The organism is Porticoccus sp. W117 (genome assembly GCF_030341905.1).
Lineage (GTDB): Bacteria > Pseudomonadota > Gammaproteobacteria > Pseudomonadales > Porticoccaceae > SCSIO-12696.
Genome location: NZ_JATAAF010000001.1, coordinates 86853 through 99368 on the forward strand (window position 1 = coordinate 86853; position 12516 = coordinate 99368).

The 12516-nt window shown below is 53.1% G+C and carries 12 protein-coding genes; all 12 read right to left on the reverse strand.

The features are described 5' to 3' along the window. Window positions 1–3 precede the first annotated feature (3 nt). On the reverse strand, window positions 4–801 hold the full coding sequence (locus tag QSV34_RS00465; protein WP_289151031.1) for an undecaprenyl-diphosphate phosphatase: 798 nt from the start codon (window positions 799–801) through the stop codon (window positions 4–6). Window positions 802–819: 18 nt separating this feature from the next. Continuing rightward, window positions 820–1527: a tRNA (adenosine(37)-N6)-threonylcarbamoyltransferase complex dimerization subunit type 1 TsaB gene (gene tsaB / locus QSV34_RS00470; RefSeq protein WP_289151033.1), complete on the reverse strand. Its 708-nt coding sequence runs from the start codon at window positions 1525–1527 to the stop codon at window positions 820–822. A gap of 97 nt (window positions 1528–1624) precedes the next feature. Next, window positions 1625–2545 (reverse strand): hypothetical protein, encoded by a 921-nt coding sequence (locus tag QSV34_RS00475; protein WP_289151035.1) that lies wholly within the window; start codon window positions 2543–2545, stop codon window positions 1625–1627. Between the two features lie 300 nt (window positions 2546–2845). Next, window positions 2846–3499, reverse strand: coding sequence for an adenylate kinase (adk, locus tag QSV34_RS00480; protein WP_289151036.1), 654 nt, complete (start codon window positions 3497–3499; stop codon window positions 2846–2848). Between the two features lie 156 nt (window positions 3500–3655). Continuing rightward, window positions 3656–4483 (reverse strand): nucleoside triphosphate pyrophosphohydrolase, encoded by an 828-nt coding sequence (gene mazG / locus QSV34_RS00485; protein WP_289151038.1) that lies wholly within the window; start codon window positions 4481–4483, stop codon window positions 3656–3658. Continuing rightward, window positions 4480–6735, reverse strand: coding sequence for a GTP diphosphokinase (gene relA / locus QSV34_RS00490; RefSeq protein ID WP_289151040.1), 2256 nt, complete (start codon window positions 6733–6735; stop codon window positions 4480–4482). Before relA ends, mazG begins: the two co-directional genes overlap by 4 nt. Beyond that, window positions 6736–7455: a DNA repair protein RecO gene (gene recO / locus QSV34_RS00495; RefSeq protein ID WP_289151042.1), complete on the reverse strand. Its 720-nt coding sequence runs from the start codon at window positions 7453–7455 to the stop codon at window positions 6736–6738. Between the two features lie 208 nt (window positions 7456–7663). After that, complete coding sequence (era, locus tag QSV34_RS00500; RefSeq protein ID WP_289151045.1) at window positions 7664–8596, reverse strand: GTPase Era; 933 nt, start codon at window positions 8594–8596, stop codon at window positions 7664–7666. 6 nt (window positions 8597–8602) lie between these two features. Then, entirely contained in the window at window positions 8603–9289 is a 687-nt protein-coding gene (gene rnc, locus QSV34_RS00505; RefSeq protein WP_289151046.1) for a ribonuclease III, read from the reverse strand. A 15-nt stretch (window positions 9290–9304) separates the two neighbouring features. Further along, window positions 9305–9685 (reverse strand): DUF4845 domain-containing protein, encoded by a 381-nt coding sequence (locus QSV34_RS00510; protein WP_289151047.1) that lies wholly within the window; start codon window positions 9683–9685, stop codon window positions 9305–9307. 34 nt (window positions 9686–9719) lie between these two features. Further along, window positions 9720–10487, reverse strand: coding sequence for a signal peptidase I (gene lepB / locus QSV34_RS00515; RefSeq protein ID WP_289151049.1), 768 nt, complete (start codon window positions 10485–10487; stop codon window positions 9720–9722). Window positions 10488–10609: 122 nt separating this feature from the next. Continuing rightward, window positions 10610–12409 (reverse strand): translation elongation factor 4, encoded by a 1800-nt coding sequence (gene lepA, locus QSV34_RS00520; protein WP_289151051.1) that lies wholly within the window; start codon window positions 12407–12409, stop codon window positions 10610–10612. Window positions 12410–12516: the final 107 nt, after the last annotated feature.

Consider the following 12516-nt stretch of genomic DNA (forward strand, 5'->3'; position numbering starts at 1 on the left):
TTTTTACCCCAGTGCGATATATAGCAACACGACGCCTAACGCCAGTCGGTACCAAACAAAAGGCATCATGCCGACTTTTTCAATCCAGCGCAGGAATAAGGCGATGCAGATATAGGCGGTAATTCCCGACAATAGCGCGCCAATGCCAATTTCCAGCCAAGGGGTGTTGGTCTGCCCTATCAGCTCCAAAGTCTTCAGACCGCCACTCAGCAAAATGACCGGTATAGACAGCAAAAAGGAGAAGCGCGCTGCGGTCACCCGGTTAAACCCCAAGGCCAGAGCCGCTGTCATGGTAATACCTGATCGCGATGTGCCCGGTATCAGCGCCAGTGCCTGGGCAGCGCCGATAAACAACACAGAACGCCAATTCAGTTGGCTGATATCGCGGTTCTCGCTGGCCTTGCGATCTGCCAGGCCCAGCAGCACACCAAATACTATGGTTGTAGCGGCAATCACCAGCACAGTGCGCAGATGATTTTCAATCAAATCCCCCAACAGCAGCCCGCAAAGACCAGCGGGAATGGTACCCAGAACAATGTACCAGCAAAGATGACTCTGCTGGCTGTGTTGGCGATGTACTAAGCTGGCAAAGAACGCAGCAATGAGCTCCTGCAAATCCCGGCGGAAGTAAATCACCACCGCAGCCAGAGAGCCCACGTGAACTGCCACATCAAAGGCCAATCCCTGATCCGGCCAGCCCAGGATTTTCGAAGGCAAAATCAAATGCGCCGAACTGGAGATGGGTAAAAATTCTGACAACCCCTGAACAATAGCCAGGATGATTACTTGAAATAGGTCCACTGTGCTTTCCTTAAATGGTTAAACCTTAGCAGGCCTTAAACGCTCGCGCTTTTTCCAGGAAACGGTATCCCTGAGATAAAACAATTGCGCCTGTTCCACAGCAACAGCGGCATCCATATTGGCCGCAGCCAGGCTAAGGGCATCAATAGCTTCGGGGTACAGTGACTCATGAATGGCGCCAGGTTGCAGGGGAAACTGCTGCGCCAGATGCCAGCCCTCTCCCACTCCGACCAGGTTCTCAGCCGGGAAAATATTGGCTATGTTCATAGCCACTTCTTCCGGTGAGGTCAGGCAGTCTTCGGCAATGGTTTTCGGCTGAGCCGCCGTTGTCTGGTATGCGCCCCAGTACACTTCTGACATGCGGGCATCAAATGCCGGAATCACCACCATGCCCTCTGACACAGGTAACTGGCGCTGGGCACCCACAGCCAGTGTGTGCAGGGATGACACCGCAATTACCGGCAAATCACAGGCAAACGCCAGCCCCTGAACCACACCGAAGCCGATCCTCAGGCCGGTAAAAGATCCCGGTCCTGCGGTATAAGCAATGGCGTCCAACTGCGAAGGGGACAAATCGGCATCGGCCAGCAGCTTGTCTACCATCGGCAGCAGCAAACGGGTGTGCGAGCGCGGCTCCAGGGTTATTTCCTGGCGCGTTTCACCATCAACCATCAGGGCGGCTGAACAGGCCTGAGTCGCCGTATCTATAGCCAGTAAAACAGACAAAAAAATCCCCCAATACAAAATCCCCCGATACAGGGTACCGGGGGATTCTAACGGTTTGGCGCTCTGAAAAGAACGCCAATCAGTCTTTAGGCGCTATTTACTTTTTCTTTGCCGGGCGACCGCGCTTGGCTGGAGCCTTCTTCGCAGGTGCTTTTTTGGCTATTGCTTTTTTAGCGGGAGCCTTTTTCGCTGGCGCCTTTTTAACGGCAGCGGCTTTGGCTGGGCGACCGCGCTTGGCCGGAGCCTTGGCAGCAGCAGGTTTGGCTTTAGCGGGGCGACCACGCTTGGCCGGGGCTTTAGCAGCAGCGGGCTTGGCCTTGGCAGGACGACCACGTTTGGCAGGGGCTTTCTTTGGAGCCGCCGCTTTTTTAGCCTTGGCCGCTGCCTGCTTGGCAATGGATTTGGCGGTTTGCTCGGCCTTTTTCTCTGCCGCTTTAACGGAAGCAGTGGCCTTCTTCTGAGCCGCTTTTACTTTTTTCGCATCAGCAGCGCTGCGAGTTTTCTCCCAGCGAGCAGCAAATTTTTCCACCGCAGCTTTCAGGTCGGCCTTGCTCTTGGCAGCCAAGCGCTTCTCAGTTGCGGCAACTTTGGCAGCGGCTTTCTTCTCAGCCGCAGCAACAGCGGCTTTGGCTTTGGCAACTTTTGCGTCTACTTTTGCTTGATTGACTTTGTCACGCAAAGCGGCAGCAGCGGCAGCACCGGCTTTTACATCCGCGCGGGCCTTAACCAGAGCAGCTTCACGAGCTTTGGTAGATTTCTGAGCCACTTGGGCACGCAGGGTTTTTACTTTGGCGCGAGCACGGGTGAGGCTGGTGCTTTGTGCTTTGAGTTCTTTCTGAGCAGCTGCCAACGCTTTTGCAGCAGCGGCATCCGGAGATACAGTTTTTGCTGGCGCTTTTTTAGCAGCAGCTTTTTTCGCAGGTGCTTTCTTAACAGGTGGCTTACGAGTGGCTTTCTTGGCGGCCGGCTTTTTAGCGGCCGGCTTTTTTGGGGAAGGTTTTTTAGCGGCAGCTGCCATTTGTTTTCTCCTCAAGACTTATAGAATTTGTCAGCAAAAAAACAACCCTACAGCAAACGGATTGACAGAAAGTTGGTCACCACCGCTCGGGTTTGGATAAAGTTTAAGGAATATTTTTTTTATTTCCACTAAAAAGCGGCTCTAGCGCACAAAAAACTGGCTTTTTTTACGATTTTTTAAAAAAAGCTTGCCCATTTTGATTGTTTTTTCTGTTTTCAGTTTTTCTTCGCTTGAAATACATCATTTTAGCCAGGCACAAAAAAGGCTCCCGCAGGAGCCTTTTCAAAGTATCTGTGCAATTTATTGCAACGCACTGAGCACTCGTTCCTGAACATCTGGCAAGCTGCCGACGCCATCGATTTTTGCGTAAGCAGGAGCATTCTGCGGCTGGTCTGACTTCAGGTTTTGATAAAAGTCCACCAGCGGTTTGGTCTGCTCGTGGTAAACCGAAAGGCGATTGCGCACGGTTTCTTCCCTGTCATCCTCACGCTGAACCAGTGGCTCGCCAGTTTCATTATCCAGCCCTTCCTGGGAAGGCGGATTATGAACAATGTGGTAAACACGCCCGGAGGCTTCGTGAACTCGGCGACCGCTGAGGCGTGAGACAATTTCTTCATCGGCCACGGCAATTTCCACCACATGGTCAATGGGAATACCGGAATCCGCCAAGGCTTCAGCTTGGGGAATGGTGCGCGGGAAGCCATCGAACAGGAAACCGTTGGTGCAATCCGGCTGAGATACACGCTCTTTCACCAAGGCAATAATCAGGTCGTCAGAAACCAGGCCACCAGAGGCCATAACATCCTTTACTTGCAATCCCAGTTCGGTGCCCGCCTTAATGGCGGCGCGCAGCATATCACCGGTGGATATTTGCGGAATACCGTACTGCTCGGTAATAAATTTAGCCTGGGTGCCCTTGCCAGCGCCCGGCGGGCCAAGCAGGATAATGCGCATAGTTATACCTCTATTAATTGAAACTGTTGCCGCCCGGAAGCCATGGCAAAAAGCCACCGACCGCAAAAAAGCGACGATATTACTCCCAATGGTTCGCTACCACAACCGAGACAATGGTCTTAGGCTCCTCGGAATGACACTGGCTGTAGCCGATTTTCAGGGCGTCTTCGCCTCTTCCCACAATCTGTCCATTTCCTCAAGGCTGAGTTCTTCCACCGCTTTACCCTGACTTGTGGCTGCCTCCTCAATACTGTGAAAGCGTTGTTCGAATTTAGCCGTTGTGGCCCGCAAAGCGGATTCGCATTCCACACCTAAGTGCCGCCCCAGATTAATACAGCTGAACAGCAGGTCGCCAAACTCCGCTTTGATATCCACATCCCTTCCAGAGGTAACAGCGGATTGTAACTCCGCAGCTTCTTCATTGATTTTTGCCACAACGCCGGCTGTATCTGGCCAGTCAAAACCGACACCTGAAGCGCGCTTCTGAATTTTCTGCGCGCGAGTGACTGCTGGCAGACCCAGGGGGATATCATCCAACACACTGCTCTTTCCCTTGGCGCCACGTTCCTCTTTCTTCAAGTCTTCCCATGTTTGCTTAATGGCCGACTCATCCGCTTCGTCCCCCTGCCCGCGACGACTGGACAATGTGCCATCGGGAAATACGTGGGGATGGCGAGACACCAGTTTTTCCACCAACGTCGAAACCACCTGGTGGAAATCAAAGCGGCCTTCTTCCCTACCCAGCTGGCTGTAAAAAACCACCTGAAACAACAGATCACCCAATTCTTCCCGCAGGTGGTCGTAATCACCTCGCTCAATGGTGTCCGCTACTTCGTAGGCTTCTTCCAGAGTATAGGGAACAATGGTTTTGTAGCTCTGTTGGCAATCCCAGGGGCAACCATCCTCAGGGTCGCGCAAGCGCGCCATTAAATAGAGCATGTCGTCGATGCTGTAACCGGGGGAGTTTCTGGAAGCAACACTCATGATTCGTGCACCCTTTCTATATCAATCAAGTTTGCCAGTTGTCGCAACTTGCCCATGACTTCACTGAGTTGTTCCAGACCGGTGACTTCCAAACGCATATTGACGTTGAACACCAAGTCGCCGCCATCGGTTTTACGATGAGCTGACAGATCGACAATCTGCACCCCAAGGCGATCCAGCACCGCGGAAATATCACGCATCAATCCGGAGCGCTCGTAGGCGGTGGCGCGGATATTTACAGGGTAAACCTGCTGGGGCGCTCCGCCCCACTGCACCTGAATAACTCGCTCCGGTTCCTCTATTTGCAGACGCAACAGATTGCCGCAGTCGGCGCGATGAACACTGACACCGCGCCCCTGTGTAATGTAACCACTGATGGCTTCGCCAGGTACCGGATTACAGCACTGGGCCATATGGGACATCAGGTTGCCAACACCGTGAATATACACATCGGATTGCTGGTAGCGGCTGGTGCCCTCAGCACGCTTAATGGGCAGAAATTCAGATTCCCGATCACTGCCCAGCTGCGCCTGCACGGCATTGAGAAATTGCACCAGACCAATATCACCGGCGCCAATGGCAGCGTAGATGCCCTCCTCGCCCTGCTTGTTAAAGCGCTTTGCCAGCGGTTCGAAATCCGGGTTGCCAATACCAAGCTGTTTTAATTCGCGGCTGACAATGGCGCGCCCGGCCTGAATGTTTTTGTCACGATCCTGATGGCGAAACCACTGCTGCACCTTACCGCGGGCGCTGGCGGTGTGCAGATAGCCCAGTGACGGCAACAGCCAGTCGCGGCTGGGGGCCTCTTGGGAGCCGGTAATAATGGTGACCTGATCCGAGGTTTTCAGGGGAGTATTCAACGGCAACATACGGCCATTGACCTTGGCACCGCGACAGCTGTGGCCAACCTGGGTGTGGATACGGTAGGCAAAATCCAGGGGCGTAGAGCCCAGCGGCAAGTCGATGACATGGCCGTCGGGGGTAAATACGTAAATACGGTCTGGCTGGCTCGCTGACTGCAGCAAATCCTGCACTTCCTGGCCACCTTCAATTTCTTCGTGCCATTCCAGCACCTGGCGCAGCCAGGACACTTTTTCCTCGTAGCTGTCCGCGGAAGATTTTTTATCGCTGCCTTTGTAGCGCCAGTGAGCGCATACCCCCAGCTCCGCCTCCTCGTGCATCTCGTGAGTACGAATCTGTATTTCCAGCACCTTGCTGTGAGGCCCGATCACTGCTGTGTGCAGTGAGCGGTAGCCGTTTTCTTTTGGCGAGGCTATGTAATCATCAAACTCGTGAGGCACATTGCGCCACAGGGAGTGGACGATACCGAGCACGCCATAGCACTCAGCCTGGCTGTACACCAACACCCGCACCGCACGAATGTCATAAACCTGGGAAAAGCTGATTTGCTTGCGCTGCATTTTTCGCCAAATGCTGTATATGTGCTTGGCGCGGCCGTTAATTTCCCCCTCAATGCCCGCTTCCGCCAGTTCCCGGTTAAGCGTATTCAGTACATCTTCGATAAATTCCTGGCGGTCGATGCGACGTTCATCCAGCAAGCGGGCAATATGCTTGTATTCCTCCGGGTTGAGGTAGCGAAATGCCATATCCTCCAGTTCCCACTTGAGGTGGCCAATACCCAGGCGATGAGCCAGGGGCGCATACACATCAAAGATTTCCCGCGCTACCCGCACACGTTTTTCTTCAGGGGCATTTTTGGCAGCGCGAATCGCGCAGGCGCGCTCGGAAATTTTAATCAGCGCCACACGCACATCATCGATAACCGATACGAGCATTTCGCGCACTTTGGCCGCTTGCTGACCGCGCTCGTGGCCAAATACCCGGTCACCGGAATCGTTGCGCAGGGTACTGACAACCGCCATCTGCAAAACGCTGCCAATGAGCTTCGCCACCGTGGCACCAAAGTATTTTTCCACCACTTGCAGGGGCACTTTGTCTTCCCGCACTGCGCGATACAGAATCGCGGCGCTCAGGCCTGCGCAGTCAAGGTGTAAATCCGCCAGTATAACCGCCATCTCCAAGCCCGCAGGAAGTGTGCTGATGCCGGGAGCCAGTGCCTTGCTGTCGTCGCTGTTTTGCAGTTCCACCTGCTGGACAAATTCGCAGGCACGAAGCAATTCTGCACGCTCGTCATTTTCAAGGCGCGCGTTCTCTGCCAGCAAATCCACCCAGTAGCCGGGATCGATCTCACCAGCGTAATTCAGTGGGTGGTTGTCGCGTATTTGAACCATTTATTGATTAACTTCCTGTAGTGACTGGCGAAAGAGTTCCCGACTCTGCAACGGCTTACCGCCCAAGTGGGGCGCCAGTGCCAGCCGCAACAATCGCTTGGCGCTCTTTACTATTTCCGGTTGGCTGTATTCAGACTGTGATATGGCCAATAAGTGCTGCCCTTCAAATAGCTGTTTTGGGTTGGCAACACGGTTATCAAAATCACTTTGCAGACCCAATTGTGGGTCATAAAAATAGTGTTGTTGTGGCACAACGGGCTCGCCACTGTCTGCCGTAGTTGTTAGTACCAGCTCGTAACCCAGAGAGTGTAACAGTGCCATTTCAAATTGGCGCAGCTGCGGTTGTACGTCGAAACCACTGGCCAATTGGGGCAGCAAGCGGCTGTAGTGATAAAACACGTTGCTGTGAGCGTCCTGCTCCGGCAGGGTGCGCAACAGCAATTCATTCAGGTAAAAGCCAGTAAACAGCTGTTCGCCTTTGAGAGTGGTCGGCAAGCCTTCAGTTTCAGTGGAATAAAGACTTTTCAAATCGCTGCGACCGCCCCATGCAACATTCAGCTGCACAAAGGGAGACAGTGGTGTGCCGCCCTTGCGGCGCTGGCTTCCCTTGGCAACAGCGCGAACCCGCCCGTGATTAAAGGTGAACAACTCCACCAGTTGGCTGGTCTCCCGGTAAGGCCGGGTGTGTAACACATAGGCGGGTTCGGCTTCGATTCTCATTGGGTATCTTTAAACAGCTAACAGTTTCGAGTAGCGGGCTTTGGCACTTCGCAGCAACAGGCCAGATGTCGGAAGTCAGACGTCTGACGCAGTTGGGCTACGCCCAACGGGCCGGTTTAGGGGTTTTGCAGCCGCAGGCTGCCGCGTCCGACTTCAGACCTCCGGCATCCAGCCTCTCGAAGGCCACGGCCAGTTTCCAGCCTGTAGGCTACTCATCCCGAAAACCAAGACTATGCAACGCGCGCTCGTCGTCAGACCAACCGCTGCGCACTTTCACCCAGAGATTGAGCATAACTTTTTCATCGAACAGGGTTTCCATATCAGTGCGCGATTGCTGGCCAATTTTTTTAATGCGGTCGCCCTTGTCACCGATGATAATTTTTTTCTGGCCATCCCGCTCCACCAGAATCAGTGCGCTGATGTGAATAACCGGTTTGCCTTTGTTTTTTCCTTTATTACTGGTTTCACGGCGAAATTCTTCAACCTCCACCGCCACCTGATAAGGCAGTTCTGCGCCCAGTTGCCGGGTGATTTTTTCCCGCACCAGCTCCGCCGCCAGAAAACGTTCGGTGCGGTCGGTAATCTGGTCTTCGGGGAAATAATAATCGCCCTCGGGAATGTGCTTGTTGATTTCCTTTTCCAGCACATCCAAGTTGTGACCGTGCAACGCAGAGACAGGCACAATAGCCGCTGGTTGCAGATTTTTTTCAAGTTCCTGCAACCACGGCAACATGGCTTTTTTGTCGTCTACCCGATCCACTTTATTCAGCGCCAGAATAATCGGCGAACGCACATTGTGAAGCTGGTCGATTACCGCCTGATCCGCTTCCGTCCAGGTGGTGCGATCCAATACCACAACCACCACATCCACATCGCGCACAGCGCTGCTGGCAGCGCGATTCATGTAGCGGTTGATGGCTTTATCCTGATTGGTGTGCATACCGGGGGTATCCACAAAAATCAGTTGGCTTCCACCTTCGGTTTTAATGCCCAACAGGTTGTGACGAGTGGTTTGCGGCTTGCGTGAGGTGATGCTGAGCTTCTGCCCCATCAGGTGATTGAGCAGTGTGGATTTGCCCACATTGGGGCGGCCAACAATGGCCACAAAGCCACATTTTTGGGGAGTATTCGTTTCAGACATAATGTTTCAGGACTGTAGTTTTTTCAAAGCCAATTCGGCGGCACGCTGTTCGGCTTTGCGACGATTGGAACCAGTGGCGGTTACCGGCTCCGGTAACATGCCCACCCGGCAACTCACGGTGAACTGTTGATTGTGCGCCTCTCCACTGACGCTTTCCACGTCATAGTCAGGCAGTGCTTTACCACGGGCCTGTAAAAATTCCTGCAGGCGGGTCTTGGCGTCTTTGGCGCTGTTCTCAAGATCGCCATTGTCGAGCAATTGCTGCAGGCGCGGTTGCAACCATTGCTCGATACAGGTTCTCGCGGTTTCCAGGCCCGCGTCCAGGTAAATTGCGCCGATAATCGCTTCTACGGCGTCGGCGAGAATCGAGTCGCGACGATGGCCACCGCTTTTGCGCTCACCACCACCCAGGCGAAGATGCTCACCCAATTCCAGCTCTTTTGCCACCTGAGCCAGCGATGTACCTTTTACCAGAGAGGAACGCACCCGGCTCATATCCCCTTCTCTCGCCAACGGGAATGCGCGATACAGGTAGTCGCTGATCACCACCCCCAGCACCGAATCGCCGAGAAATTCCAGACGTTCGTTATTGTGGCTGCCGTGGCTGCGATGGGTCAGAGCCAGATCGAGAAGGGACTGGTCGGTAAAGGAATGACCGAGGCGATTGAGCAAGCGTTGGCGGGCAATGTCCATAAAGGGGTTAAGCGACTACTTCTTCTTGCCTTCGCTGCTGTCTATTTTGTGACTGAAGCGAACCGCCACATCCAGATTGCCGAGAAATTCGACGCGCTTTTCGTAATCCAGAGTGAGAATCACCGTATCTCTTTTGCGGTCGATCTTGATTTGTTTGGTGGAAATATCGCGCACCCCATCCACAGTAAAGTAACGGCTGATCTGGCTGCGAATTTCACTGTTGGACATATTTTCAAGGTCATCATCCCTGAGCTTATCCAATGAGCTGCCTACGAAAGAGTCATCCAGATACAGTGGCCCTACCCGAAAAGCGCAGAGTAAGAAAAATGCGGCGATACCGATAATCAGTAGCAGTCCTAAACTGGACATGCCACGTTGTGATTTAACACTTTTCATTTTCGACTCCTTCCCAGTTATCTTCAGGGCTTTATTATTGTATGGAGCGGGCTTGAGTAAAATCCGGCCAGCTTAAAAATTTATCCCAGTGCATCCACACCGCAACCGCTTTGCCGACGATATTTTCTTCGGGCACGGTCTTTACTTCCCAGCTGCGACTGTCGTTGCTGTTATCTCTGTTGTCCCCGACCATAAAATAGCGTCCATTGGGGACTTTTGCCACAAATGAAAAACTTGCACGATTAGTTGGATTCTTTACCCTTTGAATAACGTGTTCAACCCCATCAAGGTTTTCTAACTGAATAATACAGTCTTTCAAACCCATCTGGGTGCAAGTGTCATTGTCCGCTTTAATATCAGCGTATGCGGATTGTTTCATCTCTTGGCCATTAACAAATAAGACTCCACGGCGCATTTCCACAATATCTCCAGGGAGCCCTACCACCCTCTTAATATAGTGCTGCTTTTTATGAGGTGGAATAAACACCATCACATCGCCGCGCTTCGGTTCGCCGATATCCACCACTTTAGTGCCACTCACTGGCAGGCGCAAACCGTAGGCGTATTTGTTTACCAGGATAAAATCCCCCACTTTTAGAGTGGGAATCATGGAGCCGGAGGGAATCTGGAAAGGCTCAAACAAGAAAGAGCGCAACACCAACACCAGTGCTACAACGGAAAACAGCGAGCCGAAAAACTCTACCGTTTTACCGGCGATTTCAACATTCAGCTTGTGAAGCACCCAGCATATACCGGTGATAAGAAAGGCAATTACCAGCACTAGGGAAAAATCAAAATCCATTACTTTTTATCCGTCTTTAAGTCTCGTTTACGTCATCCTGAGGAGCACAGCGACGTGAGGATATCCAAACATCAACCTGTGAAATCCTCACGCCGCTACGCGGCTCAGGATGACGGTTACGTTTAACTATCAGTTTTCAACACAGCAAGGAAGGCATCCTGTGGAATCTCCACATTACCTACCTGTTTCATGCGTTTTTTACCGGCTTTCTGCTTCTCAAGCAGCTTTTTCTTCCGCGACACGTCGCCACCATAACATTTCGCGGTGACATTTTTGCGTAACGCCTTCACAGTGGTGCGAGCGATGATATGCCCCCCCAGTGCCGCCTGAATGGCCACGTCGAACATCTGCCGGGGAATCAGCTCTTTCATTTTTTCGGTGAGCACCCTGCCCTTTGACTGAGCCAGATCCCGGTGCACGATCAACGCCAAGGCATCTACCTTGTCGCCATTGATGAGTACATCCATCTTCACCAGTGGCGCTGCCTGGAAGTGGGTAAAGCTGTAATCCAGAGATGCAAAACCGCGACTCACGGATTTGAGGCGGTCGAAGAAGTCCATTACCACTTCGCTCATAGGCAGGTCGTAGCGGATCTGTACCTGGCCACCGACAAACTGCATGTCTTTCTGCACACCGCGCTTTTCTACGCACAGGGAGATCACATTGCCCACGTAATCCTTGGGTACCAGAATATTGGCCTCGCAGATGGGCTCACGCATTTCATCAATGCGGCCGGGGTCTGGCAGTGCTGACGGGCTGGACACCTGAACCACTTCGCCGTCGCTTTGCACAACCTCGTACACCACTGTGGGCGCCGTGGTAATCAAATCCAGGTCGTATTCCCGTTCCAGGCGCTCCTGGATAATTTCCATATGGAGCATGCCCAAAAAGCCGCAGCGGAAGCCGAACCCCAATGCGTCGGAAGACTCCGGCTCAAAGAACAGCGAGGCGTCATTGAGGGTCAATTTGGCCAGGGCTTCGCGAAAGTCTTCAAAATCGTCGGAGCTCACCGGGAACATACCCGCATACACTTGCGGCTTCACCTTCTGGAAGCCAGGCACTGCCTCCACATCCGGGCTCTGCTGGTGGGTGATGGTATCCCCCACTGGAGCGCCGTGAATGTCTTTAATACCCGCTACCACAAAGCCCACTTCACCGGCTTTTAGCTCACCGGTTTCGTGACGCTTGGGGGTAAATACGCCGATGCTGTCCACCACATGAGCTTTGCCCAGGGTCTTGGTGATAATGCGGTCTTTTTTGCGCAGGGTACCCTGCTTAACCCGCACCAATGAGACAACACCCAAATAATTGTCGAACCAGGAATCGATAATCAACGCCTGTAATGGGGCATCCACATTGCCTTCCGGGGGCGGTACTTTGTTGACCAGCTCTTCCAGCACATCCTCAATGCCGAGGCCGGATTTGGCGCTGCAGCGCACCGCATCGGTTGCATCGATGCCGATAATGTCTTCGATTTCCTCACTGACCCGCTCTGGCTCTGCTTGAGGCAGATCCATTTTGTTCAGTACCGGAATCACTTCCAGGCCTTCGTTGATGGCGGTGTAGCAATTGGCTACGGATTGGGCTTCAACACCCTGGGCCGCATCCACCACCAACAGCGCCCCTTCACAGGCGGACAGGGAGCGAGACACCTCGTAGGTGAAATCCACGTGACCGGGGGTATCAATAAAGTTGAGCTGGTAGGTTTTACCGTCACGGGCGGTGTAATCCAGAGTCACACTCTGGGCCTTGATGGTGATGCCCCGCTCCCGCTCGATATCCATGGAATCCAGCACCTGGGCCGCCATTTCGCGCTCACTAAGGCCGCCGCACACCTGAATAAAACGGTCGGCAATGGTGGATTTGCCGTGATCGATATGAGCAATAATAGAGAAGTTGCGAATATGGCTGAGGTCTGACACTGGGGTGAGGCTTCCGTTTAGGTAAATAGCGGATAGATAAATAGCGGGTAGGCAAACAAGGCGGGGATTTTAGTGGAAAGGCCTTGTTATATCTACTGCACCCGCCT